20 protein-coding genes and 1 pseudogene are annotated in these 22,916 nt (G+C 67.6%); 11 read left to right on the forward strand and 10 right to left on the reverse strand.

What is annotated here, in order from left to right:
- Positions 1-6: 6 nt before the first annotated feature.
- The 5 genes and pseudogenes from ACQKLX_RS28350 to ACQKLX_RS28370 all read right to left on the reverse strand — a co-directional run bounded on the left by ACQKLX_RS28350 (position 7) and on the right by ACQKLX_RS28370 (position 5,102).
- On the reverse strand, positions 7-1,557 hold the full coding sequence (locus tag ACQKLX_RS28350) for a VOC family protein (protein WP_427364897.1): 1,551 nt from the start codon (positions 1,555-1,557) through the stop codon (positions 7-9).
- A 96-nt stretch (positions 1,558-1,653) separates the two neighbouring features.
- The gene (locus tag ACQKLX_RS28355; RefSeq protein WP_427364898.1) at positions 1,654-2,334 is read right to left on the reverse strand and encodes a LysR substrate-binding domain-containing protein; all 681 of its coding nucleotides are present in this window, start codon (positions 2,332-2,334) and stop codon (positions 1,654-1,656) included.
- A gap of 177 nt (positions 2,335-2,511) precedes the next feature.
- Positions 2,512-3,008, reverse strand: a pseudogene (gene wrbA, locus ACQKLX_RS28360) (NAD(P)H:quinone oxidoreductase); the annotation flags it as partial.
- 123 nt (positions 3,009-3,131) lie between these two features.
- Positions 3,132-4,058 carry a LysR family transcriptional regulator gene (locus ACQKLX_RS28365; RefSeq protein ID WP_427364899.1) on the reverse strand — a complete coding sequence of 309 codons (927 nt, stop codon included), beginning with the start codon at positions 4,056-4,058 and terminating at the stop codon, positions 3,132-3,134.
- Between the two features lie 51 nt (positions 4,059-4,109).
- On the reverse strand, positions 4,110-5,102 hold the full coding sequence (locus tag ACQKLX_RS28370) for a Bug family tripartite tricarboxylate transporter substrate binding protein (protein WP_427364900.1): 993 nt from the start codon (positions 5,100-5,102) through the stop codon (positions 4,110-4,112).
- A 244-nt stretch (positions 5,103-5,346) separates the two neighbouring features.
- Here ACQKLX_RS28370 and ACQKLX_RS28375 point away from each other — a divergent pair, with 244 nt between their 5' ends.
- The 3 genes from ACQKLX_RS28375 to ACQKLX_RS28385 are packed head-to-tail and all read left to right on the forward strand — an operon-like array spanning position 5,347 to position 8,310.
- Positions 5,347-6,339 carry a Bug family tripartite tricarboxylate transporter substrate binding protein gene (locus ACQKLX_RS28375; RefSeq protein ID WP_427364901.1) on the forward strand — a complete coding sequence of 331 codons (993 nt, stop codon included), beginning with the start codon at positions 5,347-5,349 and terminating at the stop codon, positions 6,337-6,339.
- A 14-nt stretch (positions 6,340-6,353) separates the two neighbouring features.
- Positions 6,354-6,803, forward strand: a complete 450-nt coding sequence (locus ACQKLX_RS28380) for a tripartite tricarboxylate transporter TctB family protein (protein WP_427364902.1) — start codon at positions 6,354-6,356, stop codon at positions 6,801-6,803.
- Between the two features lie 7 nt (positions 6,804-6,810).
- Positions 6,811-8,310, forward strand: coding sequence for a tripartite tricarboxylate transporter permease (locus ACQKLX_RS28385; RefSeq protein ID WP_427364904.1), 1,500 nt, complete (start codon positions 6,811-6,813; stop codon positions 8,308-8,310).
- Positions 8,311-8,592: 282 nt separating this feature from the next.
- Here the strand turns inward: ACQKLX_RS28385 and ACQKLX_RS28390 are convergent, their stop codons facing one another.
- From ACQKLX_RS28390 to ACQKLX_RS28405, 4 genes are all read right to left on the reverse strand, one after another.
- Positions 8,593-9,360, reverse strand: a complete 768-nt coding sequence (locus ACQKLX_RS28390; protein ID WP_427364905.1) for an SGNH/GDSL hydrolase family protein — start codon at positions 9,358-9,360, stop codon at positions 8,593-8,595.
- Positions 9,361-9,362: 2 nt separating this feature from the next.
- Positions 9,363-9,923 carry a hypothetical protein gene (locus tag ACQKLX_RS28395; RefSeq protein WP_427364906.1) on the reverse strand — a complete coding sequence of 187 codons (561 nt, stop codon included), beginning with the start codon at positions 9,921-9,923 and terminating at the stop codon, positions 9,363-9,365.
- Between the two features lie 80 nt (positions 9,924-10,003).
- Complete coding sequence (locus ACQKLX_RS28400) at positions 10,004-11,332, reverse strand: ATP-binding protein (protein ID WP_427364907.1); 1,329 nt, start codon at positions 11,330-11,332, stop codon at positions 10,004-10,006.
- A gap of 14 nt (positions 11,333-11,346) precedes the next feature.
- On the reverse strand, positions 11,347-12,096 hold the full coding sequence (locus ACQKLX_RS28405) for a response regulator (protein ID WP_427364908.1): 750 nt from the start codon (positions 12,094-12,096) through the stop codon (positions 11,347-11,349).
- A gap of 612 nt (positions 12,097-12,708) precedes the next feature.
- On the opposite strand from ACQKLX_RS28405, the gene kdgD reads away from it, so the two are divergent.
- The gene (gene kdgD / locus ACQKLX_RS28410; protein ID WP_427364909.1) at positions 12,709-13,659 is read left to right on the forward strand and encodes a 5-dehydro-4-deoxyglucarate dehydratase; all 951 of its coding nucleotides are present in this window, start codon (positions 12,709-12,711) and stop codon (positions 13,657-13,659) included.
- Between the two features lie 10 nt (positions 13,660-13,669).
- Here kdgD and ACQKLX_RS28415 read toward each other — a convergent pair whose 3' ends face one another.
- Positions 13,670-13,987 carry a hypothetical protein gene (locus tag ACQKLX_RS28415; RefSeq protein WP_427364910.1) on the reverse strand — a complete coding sequence of 106 codons (318 nt, stop codon included), beginning with the start codon at positions 13,985-13,987 and terminating at the stop codon, positions 13,670-13,672.
- Positions 13,988-14,128: 141 nt separating this feature from the next.
- On the opposite strand from ACQKLX_RS28415, the gene ACQKLX_RS28420 reads away from it, so the two are divergent.
- The 7 genes from ACQKLX_RS28420 (at position 14,129) to ACQKLX_RS28450 (ending at position 22,875) form a co-directional block, all read left to right on the forward strand.
- Complete coding sequence (locus ACQKLX_RS28420) at positions 14,129-16,951, forward strand: heavy metal translocating P-type ATPase (RefSeq protein WP_427364911.1); 2,823 nt, start codon at positions 14,129-14,131, stop codon at positions 16,949-16,951.
- 88 nt (positions 16,952-17,039) lie between these two features.
- Complete coding sequence (locus ACQKLX_RS28425; protein ID WP_427364912.1) at positions 17,040-17,279, forward strand: heavy-metal-associated domain-containing protein; 240 nt, start codon at positions 17,040-17,042, stop codon at positions 17,277-17,279.
- Between the two features lie 195 nt (positions 17,280-17,474).
- Positions 17,475-18,974 carry an ABC transporter substrate-binding protein gene (locus ACQKLX_RS28430; protein ID WP_427364913.1) on the forward strand — a complete coding sequence of 500 codons (1,500 nt, stop codon included), beginning with the start codon at positions 17,475-17,477 and terminating at the stop codon, positions 18,972-18,974.
- An 80-nt stretch (positions 18,975-19,054) separates the two neighbouring features.
- A complete protein-coding gene (locus ACQKLX_RS28435; protein ID WP_427364914.1) occupies positions 19,055-19,999 on the forward strand; it encodes an ABC transporter permease in 945 nt (314 codons plus the stop codon).
- Positions 19,989-20,864: an ABC transporter permease gene (locus ACQKLX_RS28440; RefSeq protein WP_427364915.1), complete on the forward strand. Its 876-nt coding sequence runs from the start codon at positions 19,989-19,991 to the stop codon at positions 20,862-20,864. The genes ACQKLX_RS28435 and ACQKLX_RS28440 overlap by 11 nt, the downstream gene beginning before the upstream one ends.
- Entirely contained in the window at positions 20,861-21,910 is a 1,050-nt protein-coding gene (locus tag ACQKLX_RS28445) for an ABC transporter ATP-binding protein (RefSeq protein WP_427364916.1), read from the forward strand. Before ACQKLX_RS28440 ends, ACQKLX_RS28445 begins: the two co-directional genes overlap by 4 nt.
- Positions 21,907-22,875 (forward strand): ABC transporter ATP-binding protein, encoded by a 969-nt coding sequence (locus ACQKLX_RS28450; protein WP_427364917.1) that lies wholly within the window; start codon positions 21,907-21,909, stop codon positions 22,873-22,875. Before ACQKLX_RS28445 ends, ACQKLX_RS28450 begins: the two co-directional genes overlap by 4 nt.
- Positions 22,876-22,916: the final 41 nt, after the last annotated feature.

Genomic DNA, 22,916 nt, shown 5'->3' on the forward strand with positions numbered 1-22,916 from the left:
CGCCTGTCAGGATGCGTGGTTGGAGAGCCAGTCCGCCGCCAGATCGCGATCCTGCTCCGTGAGCGCGTGCGCGGCCGGAACGATCCGCATCTCGACATCGGCGCCGGCCTGGCGCAGCGAGGATTCGAGAGGCGCGGCCAGGTCGCGATACGGGTCTTCGGCGCCGGTCAGCATCAGCAGCGAGACGCCGGCGAGCGCCGCGGCCGGCGGCTCCTCCAACACTGCGGCCGGGCGCAGGAGAATGGCGCGCCGCGCCAGCTCGGGATGCAGCTGCATCGCCGCGGCGAGCAGATTGGCGCCGTTCGAATAGCCGAGGAAGGTGAGACGTTCCGGCACGAGGCCGTAGGCCGTGCGGGCCTCCTCGACGAAGGCGGCGAGAGCGCCGGCCTCGAAGCGGATGTCGTCCTGATCGAAGGCGCGTTCGGAACGGCGCCGGAACCAGCGTGAGGTTCCTTCCTCGGTGCTGCGGCCGCGCAGGCCGAGCAGCGTCGCCCGGGGTGCGATCCGGCTGGCGAACGGCATCAGATCGGCTTCGTTGCCGCCGCTGCCATGAAGCAGCACGACCACGCTGCCATCGGCATCGGCCGGCTGATGGAAGCGATGGACGAAGGGCAGATCGCGGTAGATGACCCGCTCTTCCCCCGGCAGACCGAATTGCGGCAGGGCGGTCCGGATATCGTCGCCTTCGGTCTCGGCATTGGGTGGCACGAAGAGCTGCGTTCCCAGCGCCTCGACGGATTCGTCGAGGGTGAAGCCGGGGCCGTCCGTGGCGAATTCGATCAGCGTCCCGCCAGGCTCGCGCACATAGAGCGAGGTGAAGTATTGGCGGTCGTGGAGCGTGGTCGGGCTGGAATTCAGCCGGGAAAGGTCGCGTTCGATGCCCGACAGCCCGGCGGTATCGGGAACCCGGACCGCGACGTGATCGGCAGTGCCGGTGCCTGGAATGCCCGGCCAGAAGCCGCCGGCGTCGCGGATGTCGATGCTGTCGCCCGCTTCGGAGCGCAGGCGTTCGGCGCCGCTTTCTCGTGCCTGGCGGGCGAACCCCGCATGTGCGATCAGGAAATGCGTGGTTTCCTCGGCCGCCGCAGTGAGGATGGTGACGCCGCGCAGACGATGGATGCGGTGCTCCGGCGGAATGCCAGCGGATACCCAGCCTTCGCCGGTCAAGCTGCTGCCGACCAGCTTCACCACGAAACCGTCCGGATCGCGCAGGCGCAGCACGGTCTCGCCGAACTCCTGCAGCGGCCCTTCGGCCGAGACTCCGAAGCGCAGGGCGCGCTCCAGCCAGAAGCCGATCGCGGCGGGTGCGACGGCGAAGGCGATCTCGCTGACCTGACCGTGCCCGGCTCGCCCGGGCGAGCCGTCCTCCCAGACCAGGAAGGTGACGAGCGAGCCGGGCGAGCCACGCTCATCGCCATAGAAGAGATGGAGCTGGCGGGCGTCCTCGTAGCCGCCCGTGCGCTTCACCAGGCGCAGGCCGAGGAAGCCGACATAGAAGTCGACATTCGCCTGCACCTTGCGGGTGATCAGAGTGACGTGATGAAGACCGCTCGTCATGACAGACCTTTCCTCACCGCCACTTGGCCATTCCTCTTCGATGCCCGCAATTGGCGATCATGCGCATGGTGCGCATCGACTGGCTGCGCTGCTCCATCAGTTTGCCCCAGGGCCTTCCGAAAGATAGTCGAGCAGAACCCGGATCGACGGCAACAGGCCGCGCCGCGAAGGGAATACCGCGCAGAGCGTGTCCTCCTCCGAGCGCCACTTGGGAAGGAGGCGGACCAGGCTGCCCGTCGCGATGTCCGCTTCGATCAGTGGGGACGGGAGTTGGACGATCCCGATCCCGCGCAAGGCGGCCGCGTGCAGTGCGGAGAGATCGTCGCTGACAAAGCGGGGCTGATGCCGGATCATCGTGCTCGTACCGTCCGCATGAGTCATGCACCAGATGTGCTCATCCCGAGGCAGGCCGAAATCCAGGCTCGGGGAGCTCTCCAGCTCGGTGGGAGTTTCGGGCGCCCGCTCGCCGATCAGGCCTGGGCTGCCGACGAGGGCTGCGGGAATGTTGCGGAGCTTGCGCACGACGAGTCCGCTTTGATCTCGCACAGACGCCCCCGACCCGATCGCAAGATCGTAACCTTCGGCGATCACATCGACGCGCCGGTTGAGCGCTTTCAATTGCAGCTGGATCTGCGGATAGGCAGCCATGAAGTCGGCGAGCAAACCGCCAATGAGATAGGATGAGAGCCCTGGCGGGCAGGCGAGCTTGATCAGCCCCTGCGGCTCCGAACGCACTCTGTCGATGACAGACTGTGCGGCTTCTGCTCCCGCGAGCATGGCCAGGCATTCGGGACCTTCTCGAATCCAAATTGAACGCGTTATCGAGATAGGCTTGCCCCCAACCACGTCGTGTAACCGAAGCGAGCACCCGGTGCGGGAACCGGCATTCGCCGGCTCCCGCATTTCCTCCGTAGTCGCGTCGGCCAGGAAGTCGTTTGCCGGGTCCCGTCGAGGCTAGGACGCCAGCTTGGCCGCGATCCCGGCGACGTGCTTGCCCTGATAACGGGCGCCGGCGAGCTCGTTCTCGGACGGCTGGCGCGAGCCGTCGCCGGCGGCGATGGTGCTGGCGCCATAGGGCGAGCCGCCGGTGATCTCCGACAGGGACATCTGGCCCTGGAAGCTGTAGGGGAGGCCGACGATGACCATGCCCTGGTGCAGCAACACGGTATGGGTCGAGAGGATCGTGCTTTCCTGGCCGCCATGCTGGGTCGCGGTCGAGGTGAAGACGCTGCCGACCTTGCCGATCAGCTTGCCCTGGGCCCAGAGGCCGCCGGCCTGGTCGAGGAAGTTCTTCATCTGCGCCGGCATGTTGCCGAAGCGGGTGGGGACACCGAGGATGATGGCGTCGTAGTTCGGAAGCTCGTCGACGGTGGCGATCGGCGCCGCCTGATCGAGCTTGAAGCCGGATTTGCGGGCGACCTCTTCGGAACCAGCTCGGGCACGCGCTTGATCACCGTCACCGGTATCCCGTCCGCGCCCTGCTTCAGAATGAACGCCTTCTGCGCCTCCGAGAACCTTGCTCGCCTTCATCGTCTTCCTCCCAGCCCAAGGGAAACGACGCGGAAAACTCTAGCTCAAAGCGATCCCGCTTTAAGGGCTCGGATCACTTCACTGGTTTCGGCGATCTCCCTCGCCAGCGAGGTGACGATCGGCACCAGCGGGTTGTCGTTGTCGTCGCGGCTGACGAAGAAGAGCTCGGCCGGGCGATGGTGCGGCAGGTCGAGCGGGCGCAGCGCGACGCCGCTGAAACGCAGGTTGACCGCCGTTTCCGGCACGAGCGCGACGCCGACGCCGGAATGGACCATGGCGAGTATCGAATGAATCTGCGCGAGGTGCTGGACATAGTTCGGCACGAGGCCGGCGCGCGAGAACAGCTCGACGAGGAGGTCGTGAAAATAGCGTGCCTCGTAGGGCGCGTACATGATGAAGGGCTCGCCGGCGAGATCTGATAGCGCCACGCTCTCGCTCCGCGTCAGAGCGTGGCCTGCCGGGACGGCGGCGATCAGCGGCTCGGCCATCACCCGGAAGGCGCTGAGACCGCGGCGCGGGATCGGCGGGCGCAGCAGGCCGATGTCGATCTCGCCGGAATCGAGCCGCTTGAGCTGGTCGCCGCTGACCATCTCTTTCAGCGAAACCTCGACATCGGGCAGTTCGCGCCGGCAGGCGGCGACGAGCCTTGGCACATAGGAATAGGCCGAGGTCGCGGTGAAGCCGATATTGATCGAGCCCGCCTTGCCGTTGGCGACACGCTTGGCGAGCAAGGCGGCGCTCTCGGCGAGCTTGAGCAGTCGGCGCGCTTCGGCGAGGAAGCTCTGGCCGGCCGGGGTCAGCTTCACCGTGCGGTTGCTGCGCTCGAGCAGCACCACGTCCAGCACCCGCTCGAGAATCTGGATCTGCCGGCTGAGCGGCGGCTGGGTCATGTTCAGCCGCGCCGCGGCACGGCCGAAATGCAGCTCTTCCGCCACGGCGACGAAGCAGCGCAGCTGGCTCAGCTCGAACATGTCCCGCCTCCCGCGCAGCCTCTCCGGTGCGGCCGCAGCATGGGGCCGGCGTCAGTTCTGGATGGTGATCCCGGCCTTTTCAATGATGTCCTTGAACTTGGCGAGCTCGGCGACCGACTTCGCCTTGGCCTCGGCCCCGGTCGAGGGCGTCGGAGCCGCGCCGAGCTCCTCGAAACGCGAGACGACCCCAGGGTCCTTCAGGATCGCCTGCATCTCCTTGGTCAGGCTGTCGCAGATGTCCTTCGGCGTGCCTTTCGGCGCGAGGAAGCCGTTCCAGGAGCTGATGTCGAAGCCCGGCAGCGTCTCTGCCAGCGGCGGAATCTCGGGCGCGATCCTGGCCCGGTCGACCGTGGTGACGGCAAGGCCGCGCAGCGTCCCGGCCTTGTAGTGCGGATAGGGCGAGGTGAAGTTGTCGAAGGAGAGCTTGACGTTGCCGGCGACGACGTCCTGCACCAGCGCGGCCGAGGAGCGGTAGGTTACGTGCTGCATCTTCACGCCGGCGAGCTGCATGAAGAGTTCGCCGCAGAGATGGATCGAAGTGCCGATCCCCGAGGAGCCGAAATTCTCCTTGCCCGGATTGGCCTTGAGATAGGCGATCAACTCCGGAACCGTCTTGGCCGGCAGGGAAGGGTGGATGCACAGGAAGTTAGGCTGCGAGGACGACAGCGACAGGAACTCGAAATCCTCGATCGCCCTGAAGGGCAGCTTGTCCTTGTAGAGATTGGGGTTGATCCCGTGCGTCGAGACCGTGGTCATGCCGATCGTGTAGCCGTCGGGCGTGGCATGGGCGAGCGCGGCGACGCCGGTATTGCCGCCCGCCCCCGCCCGGTTCTCGATGACGAAGGCCTTGCCGAGGCGCTGCTGCAGCTTCTCGCAGATGATCCGGCCGATCACGTCGGTGGTGCCGCCGGCGCCGAACGGGATGATCACCGTGACCGGCTTGGCCGGATAGCTCTGCGCGAAGCCCTGGCGCGCCAGGAAGGGCGCTGCGAGCGCGCCGCCCGCGAGTCCGAGCGCCCCGCGGCGCGTGATCGATTGGGTCATGCTGGTCCTCCCCGAGATGGTCTGCGGCTTTTGCCGTCTGCAACCGCAGATTAAGGAGATGGCGGGGGTGGGCAAGGCTTGGCCGGCTATCGCACAATCCAAAAACGGTATCGTTCCATTGCCAATCTAATTCATTGCGGCATCGTGCCTGACCTATCCTCCGCCTCCTAGGGCAGCAATGAGACTGCCCGCCAGCACCCGCCGGCCAGGCTCGGCCAGGCCGCTTCCGGAGGAAAGAGCGACCATGTCCAGATCTTCGTTCCGCCCCTCATCCGTCCTCGCGAAGGGGCTCCTGCTCGCAACGCTCGCGGGCTTTGGCGTTGCAGCAGGGCCGGCGGCAGCCCAGAGCTTCGAGCGGCCCGTGCGCATCGTCGTTCCCTTCGCGCCTGGTGGCACCTCGGACATTCTCGCCCGCCTGATCGGGCCGAAACTGTCGGCCGCGATCGGCCAGCCGGTCGTGATCGAGAACAAGCCCGGCGCCGCCGGCAATCTCGGTGCCGACACGGTCGCCAAGGCTCCCGCCGACGGTCATACGCTCCTGCTCATGGATGTCGGCTCGCTGGCGACGGCGCCGAGCCTCTTCTCCGATCTGACCTATGACCCGGCCAAGGATCTCGCGCCGGTCAGCATGGTGATGTTCGGTCCCTATGTCCTCGCCGTCCATGAATCGGTTCCGGCCAAGACCGCCCAGGAGCTCGTCGCCTATGCCAAGGCCAATCCGGGCAAGCTCGCCGTGGCCAATTCCGGCGTCGGGGCGGCGAACCACATCACTGCGGTCTCGATGGCGAAGGAACTCGGCATTCAGTGGAAGAACGTGCCGTACAAGGGCGGCGCGGCCGCCTCGCGCGCCGTCGTCTCGGGCGAAAGTACCGTGATCATCAACGGTTCCACCGCGACGCTGCCCTTCGTCGCCAACAAGCAGCTCGTCGGCCTCGCCGTCACCGGTGAGGAGCGCATCGTGGGTATCCCGACCTTCAAGGAAGCAAGCCTGCCCGGCGGTGATGCCGGTACCTGGCAGGGCATCCTGACCACGGCCAAGACCCCGCCGGCGGTGATCGCGCGCCTCAATACCGAGATCGGCAAGATCCTGCTGGATCCCGAGATCAAGGCCAAGATCGCCGAGCAGGGCGGCGTGGTGAAGCCGGGTGCGCCGGCCGAGTTCGCCGACTGGCTGAGGAGCGCCACCGAGCGCTGGGGCGGCATCATCCGCGAAGCCGGCATCAAGGGCACGAACTGACGGAGGCGCGGCCGATGACCCGGCTCCGGCTCGACTGGCAGGACGTTCTGCTCGGCGCCTTCCTCGTCGCAGTGGCTGCGGGCGCGCTCTATGCCACCCGCACCCTGTCGGTCGGCCATGCCGCCGACATGGGTCCGGGCTACATGCCGCGCGTCGTCTCGCTCGCCTTGCTCGGCTTCGGCCTGCTCTTTCTGGCCCGCGGCGCAAGGGGCGTGATCGTGACGATCGAGGCGGTGCACCTGCGGCCACTGCTCGCCGTGCTGGCCGCGGTCGGTATCTTCGCGCTGAGCGCCGAACGGCTCGGCCTCGCCATTGCCTCCGTGCTGACCGTCCTGCTGGCGGGGCTGGCAACCCGCGAGACGAGGCCGCTGGAAAGCATGGGCTTTGCGGTTCTGCTCTCGGCTTTGGCGGCGCTGCTGTTCATCAAGGTCCTGGCCCTGCCGATCCCGCTCTGGCCCCGCTGAGCACGCCATGGAACTCTTCGACAATCTGCTGATCGGCCTGTCGACAGCGCTGCAGCTCAAGAATCTCGGCTTCTGTCTGATCGGCGTGCTGATCGGCACCGCGATCGGGGTTCTGCCCGGGATCGGGCCGATCCCGACGATCGCGCTGCTGCTGCCGTTCACCTTCGGCATGGAGCCGGCTGGCGCCATGATCATGCTCGCCGGCATCTTCTACGGCGCACAATATGGCGGCTCGACCACGGCGATCCTCGTCAATGTCCCCGGCGAGACCTCCTCGGTCGTGACCTGCCTCGACGGGCACCAGATGGCCCGGCAAGGCAAAGCCGGGCTGGCACTGGCGATCGCCGCGCTCTCCTCCTTCTTCGCCGGCACGGTCGCGACCATCGTCATCGCCCTGCTCAGCGTCCCGCTGGCGGCACTGGCGCTGAAGTTCACCGCGGTCGAGTATTTCAGCCTGCTCGTGCTCGGGCTGATCGCCGCGGTGGTGCTGGCGCATGGCTCGGTCGCGCGCTCGCTGTCGATGGTGCTGCTCGGCCTGCTGCTCGGGCTCGTCGGCATCGATGTCAGCTCGGGCGCGGCGCGCATGACCTTCGGCATTCCCGAACTGTCGGACGGGCTCGACTTCGTGCCCGTCGCGATGGGGATGTTCGGGCTCGCCGAGATCATCGCCAATCTGGAGCGCCCGGCCGAGCGGCATGTGGTCAGCCAGGCCGTGCGCGGCCTGATCCCGAGCTGGGCCGACCTCAGGCAAGCCTTTCCGGCAATAGTCCGCGGCACAGCGTTGGGCTCGGCGCTCGGCGTGCTGCCGGGTGGCGGGGCGGCGCTGCCGCCGTTCTCCTCCTATGCACTGGAGAAGAAGCTGGCCAAGGACCCCTCTCGCTTCGGCCATGGTGCGATCGAAGGCGTCGCCGGGCCGGAAGCTGCCAACAATGCGGGCGCCCAGACCAGCTTCATCCCGCTGCTGACCCTCGGCATCCCCGCCAATGCGCTGATGGCGCTGATGATCGGTGCGCTGATGATGCAGGGCATCCAGCCCGGCCCGCAGATCATGCGCGAGCAGCCGCAGCTCGTCTGGGGCGTGATCGCCTCGATGTGGGTCGGCAACCTGATGCTGCTGGTGATCAACCTGCCGCTGATCGGCCTCTGGGTCTCGATGTTGCGGATCCCCTACCGATTGCTGTTCCCGGCGATCGTGCTGTTCTGCTGCATCGGCACCTATGGCATCGCCAACAGCCTGTTCAATGTCTGGCTCATGCTGGGCTGTGCCGCGATCGGGTACTTCTTCATCAAGGTCGGCGTCGAGCCGGCACCGCTGCTCCTCGGACTGGTTCTGGGCCCGCAGATGGAAGAGTATTTCCGCCGCGCCATGCTGCTCTCCGACGGGGATTTCTCCGTCTTCCTGACCCGCCCGATCAGTGCCGGCCTGCTCATCGTCGTTGCGCTGCTGCTCCTGGCATTGCTGTCACCAGTTATTGTCAGAGGGCGGAAACAGGCCTTGGCGGAGTAGGTGCCAGAAGCGGACATGGAGTGCTCGCCCGGAACTGGGTGTCGCGGGCCGAACTCAAAGCAGGACCGCATTGCTTTGCTTTCCGCACGCCGCTGACGAACATCTTCCGGTGCTGCGCGATTGGGCGAGCAGAACTCCGTCCGCAGCGTGGAACGAGGCAGTCGCGCACGCCCGACTCGTCAGCGCGCTCGAAATCCGCCCCGATGGTGCATCCGGTCAAAGTCGACATGAAAAGGCGAGGCAGCGCACTGGACCTTGCCGGTTACGGGTATGGCCGTCCGTTCACCTCGGAGCTGCCAATCGCAATCCGGCGCAGAGCTCCGGCTCGCGATCGCGGACGAAGCTGGCGTAGTCGCGCAGATGGACACCGTCGCTGAAAGTGGAATGCGCTTCCCGGGCATGCCCCGCCACGCCAAACAGGTCGAGATAGACGCAGCGCTCGGGCTCGCACGACTCTGCGAGCATGCCCGAGTAGCGAGCAGCGGCCAGCCGTGGAAACAGCGCCTCTTCGTTGCGCGCGACCGGAGGGATGGCCGTCAGCACGCGCCGTTCGCTCCAGGTCGTCAGAGCTTGCGTCAGGGCAGCAAGGCCGGCCCTGAAGCCGCTTTCGGCCACGTTGCTCATGGGGTTCCGCCTCACCCAGATGTCGTTGGTGCCGACCGATATCAGGACGGCCTCGGCCCGGCGCGGCGGCGTAATCGCTTCGACGAGTTCGATGACGTCGCTCAAGGTCGCGCCGGACAAGCCGGCATTGACGACGGGCACCCCGCACAGGCTGGGCAGATAGAGAAGCTCCGCGTGGGAATCCCCGAGCAGCACGATGTAGCGGCCTTGCACCTGGTCGAGTTGCGCCTGGACGGTCTTCAGGCGGAGTTGCCGGACGCTGTCGAAGGCGCGCCGAGGATCTTCGGCGATCCCCCACCCCCAGCCGCGGCCGGACCAGCCGATCGCGACGCCAAGCAGGAGCAGCGGAACGAGGAGCCAGGCGCGGACCGGCACAGCCAGCACGCGGCCAGGCAATCCGGCCTGGTGGGCGATCTTGTCGTTCATGCTCACAGCGGGCGCGCCAGGGAGGCCAGCGAGCCGACATAAGCGATCATCCGCGCCGCAATGGAAGCGGGCCGTTCCGGCGGGGCGACTGCCTGGGCAGCGGGTTGCGGCATGCGGAGCGCAGCCGGGCGTGCTGGCGGCAGCAACGCGACAGCCGGAGATCCCCCGTGCGGCCGCGCCGCTCGTGCGTGGCCGGATTTCAGCGCCAACGTCGCGGACCTTGCAGCCGCGTCGGGAACAGGCCTGGACTCGGCCTGGCCGTTCTCGCGCCCCGCCGCATAGGCGACGGCGATCATGCTGTCGGACACCGCCATCATGGACCAGTCCGATGGCGCGGGTGTCTCGGCGAAGCGAGACGTTGCCGGCAGGCTGCCCGGCAGCCTGTCGACGATCTTGCCGGATATGCTGCGTTCAGCAGGGGCAGCGGCGGGCTGCGGTGTGGCCGGCGCCTCGATGCCGAAGGCACCGAGGGTGCCTATCAGACCAAGCATGGCGGATGCCGACAGCGCCGATGAGCGGTGAGTGCGGATAATGGCCAACATGATTGTCCCGTTCGCTTTCACGGGACCGTCGTCGGAAGCTCTGGCGAAAAGCCGGCACCAATGTTGCTGAATGTTTCAGCGACGTTGAAACTTGTAAGCGCTCAGGCGCTCGTGGCCGGCGTCGCCGCTTGGTGGGCCGGCAGGACGATGCGAACCAGCAAGCCACGCGGAAGGTTGTCGTGCAGCGTCAACTCGCCGTCATGGGTGGAGACGATGGAGTGGGCGATGGCGAGACCGAGACCGAACCCTTCGGAGTCGATCCGCCCGCGCGCCTCGTCGCCGCGCATGAACGGTTCGAGCAGGCGAGCGCGATCGCCCTCGGGAATGCCGGGGCCGTCATCTGCGACCTCGATCAGAAGTGTTCCGGCCTCCTCGCGCAGCCGGATGCGGATCTCGCGACCATAGCGCACGGCGTTCTCGACGAGATTGGTCAGGGCCCGCTCGAACTGATGGGTGTTCCCGTGAACGACCGCCTGCCGCGGGCCGTCATAGCGAATATCGTGGCCCACATCGCTGAATTCGTCGGCAATGGTCTGCAGCAGGCTGGACAGATCGAAGGCGGAGCGCTTCTCCTGGCGACTGGCGTCCCGGAGATAGGACAGCGCCCCGTGGACCATCGCGTCCATGTGCTCCAGGTCGCGCGTGAGCTGGCCGCGCAGGACATCGTCGTCGATGAACTCGACCCTGAGCCGCATGCGCGTGATCGGCGTTCGCAGATCATGGCTGATCGCCGCCAGCATGCGCGTACGTTCCACGAACAAGGTATGGATGCGGTCCCTCAGCCTGTTCAGCGCGCGCGCCGCGGTGCGAACCTCCACTGGTCCCTCCTCGCGCAGCGGCGATGGGTCGCGATCGATCGAGAACTCCTCGGCAGCCGTGGCGAAGCGCGCGAGCGGAGCCGATATGCCACGTGAGGCCCACAGGCTCAGCGCGCCGATGTTAAGCCCGATCAGGATGATCGTGGCGATGACCAGAACCGAAATGGGACGCGGTGGTGGCGTTCCCAGAGCGCCGGGAGCAAGCGCGACGTCGAGGCCGGTCCCGTCCGGAAGGCCGATCGAGAAGGACCGCAGCTGCTCGTCTCTGTCCGTGATATCGGATGACGCGACGCGAAAGCCGGTCCCGAGACGCTGCGCCAGCCCGTCGACTTCGCGCTGATGCGAGATCGCTGCCGCGGAGCCTGGTTCGCCGGATGTCGACGTGAACCGGAAGCGCGCATCGGCCTCGTTCGCGGCCGCGATGATGCTGGGCCGCAGCTGCGCCGGTGCCTGCGCGACGAGCCTGGCGACGGTGGTGATGCTCTCGAGCGCCGGGGGGCCCGGGCGGTTGCGCGGAGACTGCACAAACAGGGCTCCGGCCAGGAGCAGGTAGAGTAGGCCGATGACGCTGAGCACCAGCAGCGCGATCTGGCTCCCGATCCGGGCAGGCAAGCGGAATCGCCAACTCATCGCCGCTCGACGGTCGCAGTGAAGAGATAGCCGCCCGAGCGGATGGTCTTGATCAACTCCGGTTCGCGCGGCTCGCGCTCGATCTTCTGGCGCAACCGGCTGATCAGGATGTCGATGCTGCGCTCGAAGGGAGCGGCCGCACGACCCTGCGTGAGGTCGAGCAGGACATCGCGCGAGAGCACGCGGCCCGGCCGCTCGCAAAGGGCACGAAGCAGGTCGAACTCCGCCCCGGTCACCGCGATGCGGACATGGTCGGGATTGGTCAACTCGCGATTGCCCGCATTCAGAGTCCAGCCATGGAAGACGAAGGAGCCCGGCGGCTCGTCGGGAGCCTGCTGCCCGGAGCCCTGCCGCCGCAGTACCGCCCGGATCCGGGCCAGCAGCTCGCGAGGGTTGAATGGCTTCCCGAGATAGTCGTCCGCCCCCATTTCGAGGCCAATGATCTTGTCGATGTCCTCGCTGCGAGCTGTGAGCATGACGATCGGGGTGACCATCGTCTGCCGCAGCCGGCGGCAGAGCGAGAGCCCATCCTCGCCGGGCAGGTTGAGGTCGAGCACGATCAGGTCGAAACGGCCGTCCCGCAGCGCCCGGTCCATCTCGCGCCCGTCGCGCGCCGTCGCCGTGCGCATGCCGTTCTGGGACAGATAGCGCGCAACCAGGGCGCTGATTTCGCGATCGTCCTCGACGATCAGAATATGCGCCGATGCATTCACTTGGATATCCGGTGCCTCGAGCGATGCGACCATATCGAACCTGACAGGCTTATGCAGCTGTCATCGCGAGCCTGGCCGATAGGTCACGCCACGGCAGGTGATCGCCCCGTCGGGAGCGACGCGCGCGGTCCCGATACCTCGTTCCCGGCCCGTCAACGGGTCGCGATAGATCATGTTGCGGCAAGCAGTGACGCTGTCTTGAGGCCCCGTCTCGGAAAGATACAGGAGCAGTGCGGCCGTCCAGAGGGCGCCGATCACGCCGCAGACCGCCCGAACGATGAACCTTGCCGGGCCCGCTCTTCCGGCAGGCGCCGGATCTGCAGGTCGCGACGATGAAACGAAACTTGACATGGCGCCCCCGGCAGTCGTGCTGCCGCCGGATAGACCTTTCATGTTTCCGCCATGCCGGGCGCGTGTTGCCGGATCGTTTCGATATGTTTCTGACGCGCCTTTCCCGGTGTCTCGGCCGAGCGAGCTCCCTTCGGAGAGCCCCGGAGAAGGCCGGAAACTCCAATTTCCGGCGGTCCAGCAAGTGGTCTCGGATCAGAAACAATTCAACGATTGGATCGATCGATCCAGTTATTGGTCTCAACCCGCATCGATCTTGCTCTACTGCTTCGGCATCGCCAGCGAGGGATCGAGATCATGAGCAAGTTCACGCCGCAGGAGATGGCCAAGCGGATCGGCGACGGCCTGCTGTCTTTCCCGGTGACGCCGTTCACGGCTGCCAACGCCTTCGACGAGGCGCGCTACCGTTCCAATCTCGACTGGCTCTGCGGCTACGAGGTCGCCGGCCTGTTCGCCGCGGGCGGCACCGGCGAGTTCTTCTCGCTCTCGCCGCTGGAAGTGGTGAAGGTCGTCGCGACCGCCGTCTCCGCCACGGCAGGGCGCGTCCCGGTGCTCGCCGGTGTCGGCCATGGCACCCAGACCGCCTGCGAGCTTGCCAGGCAAGTCGAGGATGCCGGCGCCGACGGTATCCTGCTGCTGCCGCCCTATCTCGTCTTCTCCGAACAGGACGGCCTGGCCGCCCATATCGACGCCGTCTGCAAAGCGACGACGCTCGGCGTCATCGTCTACAACCGCGACAACGCCATCCTGACCGAGGAGACGCTGGCGAAGCTCTGCGAGCGCAATCCCAATCTCGTCGGCTTCAAGGATGGCGTCGGCGATATCGAGCTGATGACCCGCATCCATCTGAAGATGGGCGACCGGCTGACCTATGTCGGCGGGCTGCCGACAGCCGAGACCTTCGCCTTGCCCTATCTCGAAATGGGCGTGACCACTTATTCTTCGGCCGTCTTCAACTTCGTCCCGCAGTTCTCGACCAAGTTCTACGCCGCGGTGCGCAGGCGCGACCGGGCAACGGTACAGGCCGGCCTGCGCGACTTCATCCTGCCGCTGATCGCGATCCGGAACCGCAAGCGCGGTTATGCCGTCTCGATCATCAAGGCGGGCATGCGCGTGATCGGCCGCGATTCCGGCCCGGTGCGTGCGCCGCTGACCGACCTGACCGAAGCCGAGACCGCCGAGCTCGCGGCGCTCATCGCCCGCCTCGACACGGGCGACTTCGCAACGCGCGAACTGGCCGCAGCCTGAAGGGGCGGTCTCACCCATCAATGTGGCCGAGAATGTCGGCCTCCAGATGGCGGCCCAAAGTCGGGTCTTGGCGCGGCGGTGCCCGATCGGCGTGCCGCGTCGCTCGCTTCCGCGCTCGGATTGCGGCGGATCCGACAAAGCTCAGGCGCCCGCTATCGCCTCCATTGTGGTGAACTGACGGCCGCTGCGCTTTGGTGAGAGTCGTTCGGAAGCGATCGGCCAGGCCGGGCTCGCGCATCCATCGATTGAAAAATATGCCGCTCAGCAGCACGTCCTCGCGCATGCTGTGGCGGCTGCGCGACAGACGATCGACCTGATCATCGGCCACGGCTTGCCCGAGCCTGTCCCATGGCCAGACCGCTATCCGGTCGCGAGCCCGATCCGCCGTTTCAAAAAAAGATAAAAAGTGCTCTTGCTCCTCTAGTGGCTAGAGGAATTAGCGTCCCTCGGACAGCATGAGGAGACCGCTATGTCTTCGGCCACGATCGCCGCTTCCGAGACCCGCCAAACCCTGACCTGGAAGGTGGAAGGGATGGATTGCGGCAGCTGCGCCGCAACCCTGAGCAAGGCGCTCGAGAACCTGCCCGGCGTCAGCGACGTCGCGGTCTCGGTGCCGCGCGAGCGCCTGACACTCGCCCTCGCCGGCCAGGCCACCAGCCGCGAGCAGGTCGAGGAACGCGTCCGCAAGCTCGGCTTCGGCCCGACGCTGCTCAGCCAGAAAGGGCAGGGAGCGCCGGCAGTACAGGCGAAGCCGACGCCGTCGGAGCCCGCCGATGCCTGTGGCTGCGGCCATGATCATGGGCATGACCACGCGCTAGCGAAGGATCATGGGCATGCGCATGGTGGGCATGGCCACGACCACGCCGCCCAGGCTCACGATCATGCCGGCTGCAACCATGACCACCATGATCACGGCCATGATCACAAGCATGGCAAGGGCAGCGACCTTGCCGCCCACGCTCACGATCACGCCGGCTGCGGTCACGACCATGATCATGGCGAGGCCCACGGCCATGCCGCCCAGAAGCACGACCATCATGATCACGCGCACGGCGCCTGCTCGCATGATCACGGCCATCACGATCACAGCCATGCAGCGACTATCGCCGCACACGCGGCCGATCCCGATCGCCTGAGCTGGAAGGTCAGCGGCATGGATTGCGCCAGCTGCGCCGGCACCATCCGCACCGCACTCGAACGCCTTCCCGGCGTGCAGGACATCGCGATCTCCGTCACCAACGAGACGCTCTCGCTGAAGCTCGCTCCCGGCGGCACCAGTTCCGACGCCATCACCGCGCAGATCGCCAGGCTCGGCTACAAGCCGGAGCTGCAGCAAGCCGCCGTCCCGGCAATCGCCCGCGCCGCCGAGGCGCCAAAGCGCTGGTGGCAGACCAACAAGGGACGTGTCGCGATCACCGCAGCCGCACTGCTCGTCGTCGCCTACATCGCCGGCGAGATCGTACCCGCCGCCGCCTTCTGGTTCTTCGTCGCGGCGACGCTGCTCGCGATCGCGCCGATCACGCGACGCGCGATCGCTGCCGCGAGGGCCGGGGCGCCGTTCACGATCGAGATGCTGATGACGATCGCCGCCACCGGCGCGCTCTTCATCGGTGCGATCGAGGAGGCCGCCGTGGTCGTCTTCCTCTTCGCCGTCGGCGAAGTGCTCGAAGGCGTCGCCGCCAACAAGGCCCGCTCCGGCATCCGCGCGCTCGCCGCGCTCGTACCGAAGACCGCCTGGCTCGACGAGGGCGGCGTTGTCCGCGAGGTTGAGGCCGAGGTGCTGCGCATCGGCCAGACCGTGCTGGTGCGCCCGGGCGACCGCGTGCCAGCCGACGGCACTGTGCTCGATGGCCATTCCGGCGTCGACGAATCGCCGATCACAGGCGAATCCGTACCCAAGGCCAAGGAGCCCGGCGCGCCGATCTTCGCCGGCTCGATCAACCAGGAAGCGGCGCTGCGTGTCCGCGTCGAGAAGGCGGCCGAGGACAACACGATCGCCCGCATCGTCACGCTGGTCGAGGAGGCCCAGGACGCGAAGGCGCCGACCGAGCGCTTCATCGACCGCTTCTCGCGGGTCTACATGCCGATCATCGTCGCGCTCTCGGTGCTGGTGGCGGTGTTGCCTCCGCTCATGGCCGGCGGCGACTGGAACACCTGGATCTATCGCGGCCTCACCCTGCTGCTGATCGGCTGCCCCTGCGCCCTGGTCATCTCGGTGCCGGCCGCGATCGCCTCGAGCCTGTCGATGGCTGCCCGGCACGGCCTGTTGGTCAAGGGCGGGGCGGTGATCGAGGAGCTGTCCCGTATCCGCGCCGTGGCCTTCGACAAGACCGGCACCCTGACCTGGGGCCGGCCGGTCGTCACCGACATCGTGCCGCTGGAAGGCGATGCCCGCGCCCTGCTCTCGCTCGCCGCCGCGGTCGAGCGCGAGTCCAGCCATCCGCTCGCCCGCGCCATCGCGGAGCGTGCCGATGACGACCGTGCGCCGAAGCTCGTGGCCAGTGCCGTGCGCGCCGTCGCCGGCAAGGGCATGGAGGGCACGATCGCTGGCGCCGGCATCTTCATCGGCGCGCCGCGCTTTGCGGCCGAGCGCGGGGTATTGGAGGAGGTCGTCTCCCGCCAGATCTCCAGCCTCGAAGAACAGGGCAAGACCGTCGTGGTGGTGCAGAAGGAGGCGCTGGCGGTCGGCCTGCTCGCCCTGCGCGACGAGCCACGGGCCGATGCCCGCGCCGCCGTCGCCGAACTGCGCGGCCTCGGCATCACCCCGATTATGCTGACCGGCGACAACCGCCGTACCGGTGCCGCCATCGCCCGCGATCTCGGTGTCGAGGTCGAGGCCGAGATGATGCCGGAGGCCAAGGTCGAGTCGGTGCGCAGGCTCGCGACGCAAGGTCCGGTCGCGATGGTCGGCGACGGCATCAACGACGCGCCGGCGCTTGCCGCCGCCCATGTCGGCATCGCCATGGGCTCGGGCACCGATGTCGCGCTCGAAGCCGCGGATGCGGCGCTGCTGAAGAGTCGGGTCGGCGATGTCGGCAAGCTCGTGCGGCTCTCGCGCGGGACGATGGCCAATATCCGACAGAACATCGCGATCGCCCTCGGACTGAAGCTGGTCTTCCTGGTGACGACGGTGACCGGCACGACCGGACTCTGGCTCGCCATCCTCGCGGACACCGGCGCGACCGTGCTGGTCACGCTCAACGCCTTGCGCCTGCTCGGCTTCTTCCGAGACGGCGATCGCGCAGCCGGCGACGCCGCCCGACGCGGCGGCGAGGCGATCGCTTCCGCCTGAGGCTTTCTCCGGCAGGGCAAGAAAGCCTCTTGACCTTGCCACGGTGGGAAGCCGCAGACCTTGCAAGCCTGACCAATGGAGCCCTGCCATGTGCACCTGCCAGACCCATACCGCCGCCGCTGAGCCGATCGATGCGGCTCTTACCTTCAAGGTCGAGGACATGACCTGCGGACATTGCGCCGGCACCGTGAAATCCGCGCTCGAGCGCGGCCTGCCAGGCGCGATCGTGACTGCAGACCCGGCTGCGCGCCTCGTCTCGATCTCCGGTGCGAGCGACCGCGCCACCGCCGCGCGGCTGATCACCGAGGCCGGTTACACGCCGGCCTGAGCGGGCCTGTCCCGATCATGTGAGTCCGGGACGGAAACGACGATCTGAAGGTGGCGCGCCGATGCGCCGCCGTGTAGAGCCCAGGAGTATTTGTTATAACGTAACATTCAAACGGAGCCTGCCGTCCTCGCAGCCCAAAAGTCCGTCAGAGACGGGGTGATGGGGCGGGAGGCCTTCAGAGGAGGGGTTTGAACCATGACCAAGACGCTCATCCTGGCTTTCGCCTGCGCTGCGGCCTGGCCTGCGGCTGCTCTTGCCCAGAGCGGTAGCAAGATCACCATCGCCGAGAATTTTCCGCCGCGTGCCGGCTTCGCGCTCGAAACCGACGACGCCAACGTCCTGTCCAAGGCCGGCTGTCTCGAGCCGCTGACCCGGATCGATTTCGACGGCAAGCTGCAGCCCTCGCTTGCCGAGAGCTGGACGCAAGTCTCGCCCGACGTCTGGGACTTCAAGCTCCGCAAGGGCGTGACCTTCCAGGACGGCAAGCCGCTGACCGCGGCCGCCGCTGCAGCCTCGCTCAACGCCGTACTCAGGGTTCCGACCCCGGCCCGCGCCTTCTCGCCGCGCGTGATCAAGTCGGTCGAGGCGGTCGGCGAGGACACGGTGCGCGTCACGACACCGTCGCCCTCGGTGCTGACGCCGCTCCGCCTCGCCGCCGCCAATGCCGGCATCCTCTCGCCGGCCGCCTACAAGGAAGGCAAGATCGATCCGGTCGGCACCTGCACCGGCCCCTTCGTCATCACCCGCGTCAACGGCCAGCAGAGCCTGAGCCTGAAGCGGAACGACAGCTATTGGGGCGGAAAGGTCGCGCTCGCCGAAGCCGAGATCAAATTCATCCCGGATGCCAACGTCCGCGCCACGCAACTGCGCACCGGCGAGGCGGATGTCGCCGGCGCCGTGCCGGCTTCGACGCTGGCCGCATTGAAGAAGACGTCGGGCGTCAAGGTCGTGACGCTCGCGACCCCGCGCACCACGACGCTGCTGATCAATACCAAGAAGCCCCCCTTCGACAATGAGAAGGTCCGACAGGCCCTGCAGCTGGCGCTCGATCTCGAAGGCATCGCCGGCAGCGTCTACGAAGGTTCGGTCCAGCCGGCGATCGGCCCCTTCGCGCCGCACGAACCCTGGGTGCAGAAAGCGGCCAAGCCTGCCTCCTACGACGTCAAGAAGGCGCAGGCCCTGCTCGCCGAGGCCGGCGTCAAGCCTGGCAGCCTCGAGCTCGAGATCATGGCCTATAGCGAGAAGATCGAGTTCAAGGATCTCGCCGCCATCCTGCAGGATCAGTTCAAGGCCGTCGGCATCAACGCCCGCATCCGCCTCGCCGAGTACAAGGCGCTGGAACCGGACATGATCGCCGGGCGCTACGACGTGGCGCTGCTCTCGCGCAGCCATCTGGTCGACGTCGCCGACCCCGCCGGCTTCCTCCAGTCCGACTATGGCTGCGGCGGTGGTTTCAACCTGTCGCAGCATTGCGACAAGGATTTCGACGCGAAGCTGGCGATGGCGACGGCGGAGGCCGATTCCGGCAAGCGCTACGCCGTGTATGCCGATCTGGCGCAGCATTTGCAGTCGAAGGCCGTCAATGTCTTCGTCATCCATGAGGCCGGCAATGACGGCTACAAGACCCGTGTCAGGAACTACCGCATCCACCCGCTCTATCAGTACACCCTGACCAGGGACCTCGCGGTCGACTGAAGGCGACGGACACCAACAACACAGCCGGGCGCCGTTCTCGCGGCGGTGCCCGGCGGACGCAACGCAAGGGAGCCCAGCCGATGTGGCACTTCGCTCTCCGCCGTGGCACCGTCCTGCTGCTGACGCTGCTCCTGGTTTCCATCGTCGCCTTCCTGATTCCCTATATCGGCGAAGGTGATCCCGCGCTCCTGGTCTTGCGCGCCCGCATCGCCGACCCGAATGTCGACCTCACCACGCTCGAGGCGATGCGCCACCAGCTCGGCCTCGATCGGCCGCTGGCGATCCAGTACCTCGCCTGGCTCGGCGACGCGCTGCGCGGCGATTTCGGTCTGTCCTTCGTCCGCCGCGCGCCGGTCGCGGACATGCTCGGCGGCGCCCTCCTCGTCTCGATCACACTGGCGCTCACGGCCCTGCTGGTCGCTCTCCTGGTCTCGGCCCCTCTCGGCACGATGGCGGCGATGCGTCCCGGCGGGCGCGCCGATACCGTTGCGACTCTGCTGACCCAGACGCTCATCGCGATCCCCGAGTACTGGATGGCGCCGATGGGCATCCTGGTCTTCGCGCTCTGGCTGGGATGGTTGCCCTCGGCGGGGTGGGACAGTCCGGCCTCGCTCGTCCTGCCGGCGCTGGTCCTGGCGCTGCGGCCGATGGCCTATTTCACCCGCATCATCCGGGCCGCGATGATCGATGTGCTCGACGCGCCCTACATCACCGCCGCCCGCAGCCGCGGCCTCGGTCTGCGCCAGACGGTGCTGCGCCACGGGCTGCGCAACGGCGCCATGCCGGTGATCACCCTGTTCGCTCTCTGGCTCGCCGGCCTGCTCGGCGGTTCCGTCGTCGTCGAGGTCATCTTCGCCATCCCGGGCATGGGCCGGCTGATCTACGAGGCGGTCATCAACAAGGACATCCCCGTCCTCCAGGCCGGCTTCGTCGCCATCGTGGCGCTCGCCGTGGTGATCAATACGCTGGTCGATCTCGCCTATCTCGCCATCAACCCCGCCCTGAGGCACAGCCATGGCGCTTGAAGCAGCCCTGCCGGACGCCGCGGCGCCCTCCCGCTCGCCGGACACGCTGCGCCGCCCGCGCTTCGCCCGTCCGCACTGGACGCTCGTCGCCGGCACGCTGCTGCTCGTCCTGGTGGCCATGATGCTCTGCCTCGGCCCCACGCTCGCGCCTTACGACCCGACGGCGCAGGCGCTGATCCGCCGCCTGAAGCCGCCGAGCGAGGCACACTGGCTCGGCACCGACCATCTCGGCCGCGACGTGCTCAGCCGCCTTCTCGTCGGTGGTAGCTTCGCCGTCGTCATCGCTGCGGTGACGCTGACCTTGTCGGTCATCCTCGGCACGCTGATCGGCGTGATCAGCGCTCGCAAGGGCGGGCTCGTCGACGAGATCGCGATGCGCTCGGTCGACCTGCTGATCTCCTTTCCCGAGGTGGTGGTGGCGATCTTCCTGGTCGCACTCCTCGGCCCCGGCTACGGCACGCTGATCCTGGCGCTGACCATCGTCGGCTGGACGCCCTTCGCCCGCCTCGCCCGCGGGCTCGCCATCGAGATCAACGCCAAGCCCTATATCCGCGCCGCGGAGATCCTCGGCTGCTCGCGCCGCTTCATCATCCTGCGCCATATCATCCCGAACGCCATCGGCCCGATCTCGGCGATGGCCTTCCTGCGCTTCGGCCACAAGATGATCACCGTAGGCGGGCTCTCCTATATCGGCCTCGGCATCCAGCCGCCCCATGCCGACTGGGCGGCGATGATGGCGGAGGCGCAGCCCTATATCGAGCGCGCCCCGCTGCTGGTGGTCTGCCCCGGCCTGGCGATCTTCCTGACCGCGCTCTCGGTGACCTGGATCGGGCAAGGACTCTCGCAGACGGGAGACAAGCCATGAGTGTAGTCGTCTCGCTGGCCGAGCACCGGGCCGCCGCCTCGCCGGCCGAACCCCTGCTCGCGATCGAGGACCTGCACGTCGCGATCGGGCCGCCCGGCCGTGCCGCGCCGGTGATCGAGGGCATGAACCTCGAGATCCGCCGCAGCGAGATCGTCGCGCTGGTGGGTGAATCCGGTTCCGGCAAGAGCCTGACCGCCTTGTCTGCCACGCGGCTGCTGCCGCGTGCGGCTGAGATCACCGGCGGCCGCATCCGCTTCGACGGCGAGAACGTGCTGGCGATGGGGCCGCGCGCACTCGACGGCCTGCGCGGCAACCGCATCGGCATGATCTTCCAGCAGCCGCAGGCCATGCTCGATCCGACCTGCCGCGTCGGTGACCAGGTCGCCGAAAGCCTGCGCCGGCACCGCGGTCTGTCGCGTGGAGCAGCCGGTGCGAGGGTGGTCGAACTCTTCCGCGAGGTCGGCATACCGGCGCCCGAGGCGAGGGCCCGCGACTTCCCCTATGCCTTCTCGGGCGGCATGGCGCAGCGTGTGATGATCGCCGCGGCGCTCAGCGCCGATCCGGACCTGCTGATCGCCGACGAGCCGACCACGGCGCTCGACGTCACCGTCCAGGCCCAAATCCTGCGCCTGCTCCACGAGCAGTGCAGGCGCAGGCGGATGTCGCTGCTGCTGATCTCGCACGATCTCGGCATCGTCGCCGCCTTGGCCGACCGCGTCGCGGTGATGTATGCCGGCCGCGTCATCGAGGAGGGGCCGGCGCGCGCGATCCTCTCGGCTCCGCGCCATCCTTACACCCGCGCCCTCGTCGAGTGCTCCCTGCTGAAGCGCGATGCCGGCGGCCGGCTGGTGGCGCTTCCGGGCAGTGCGATCTCGGCGCGCGAGCTCTCGCATGGCTGCCGCTTCCAGCCGCGCTGCGCCATCGCGGCCCAGAGCCCGCACAATCACGATTGCTGCAGCAACGAGCCGGCGCTCGCCTGCTGCCACGGCTCGCACAAGGCGCGCTGCTGGGCGGTGAAGCCGGAGCCCGAGGAGGCGCAGCAATGAACGCCCAATCCACCGCTGCCTTCCTCGACGCCCGCGACATGGTGAAGACCTACCCGGCTCCCGGCTGGCTCACGCGCGGCCGGCGGGTGAACTCTGTCGATCATGTCTCGCTCTCGATCGGCAAGGGTGAGGTGCTCGGCCTCGTCGGCGAATCCGGTTGCGGCAAGAGCACGGTGGCGCGGCTGCTGGTGCGGATGGACCGGGCCGATAGCGGCCTGATCCGGATCGGCGGAACCGAGATCGGCGGGCTTGCCGGCGCCGATCTGCAGGCGCTGCGCCGCAAGGTCCAGCTCGTCTTCCAGGACCCGTTCGGCGCGCTCGACCCGCGCATGCGGCTCGGCGAGAGCCTGGAAGCGCCGCTGCGCGCCCACGGCATCGGCGATCGCGGTCAGCGCCGCGCCATCGCCCTCGATATGCTGCGCGAGGTCGGGCTGGACCCGAGCTTCTACGACCGCCTGCCGCGCGAATGCTCGGGCGGCCAGCTCCAGCGCGTCGTGATCGCGCGCGCCCTGATCCTGAAGCCCGAGCTGCTCGTCTGCGACGAGCCGACCTCGGCGCTCGACGCCTCCTTGCGCTCGCAGGTTCTCAACCTGCTGATCGACCTGAAGCACCGCTTCGGGCTGACCCTGCTGATGATCTCCCATGACCTGCGCGTGGTGCGCGAGCTCTGCGACCGCATCGCCGTGATGTATCTCGGCGAGATCGTTGAACTCGCCCCGGCGGCCGAACTCTTCGCCAATCCGCGCCATCCTTATACGCGCGCGCTGATCGCCGCCTCGATGCTGGATAATCCGGATCTGGCGGCGGCTGGCGCAGGGCTCCGGGGCGAGCCACCGAGCCCGCTCAACCCGCCGGCGGGCTGCCGCTTCCATGGCCGCTGCCCGCAAGCCGAGGCCCTCTGCGCCGAACGCCATCCCGCATTCGACCCGGCAGCGGCGCACGCGGCCCGCTGCCATTTCGCCTGAAAAGTCGGCACCCGGAGCTCCGAAGCGCTCCGGGCCGCACG

This window comes from Allobosea sp. NPDC003192 (genome assembly GCF_050275675.1).
GTDB lineage: Bacteria > Pseudomonadota > Alphaproteobacteria > Rhizobiales > Beijerinckiaceae > Allobosea.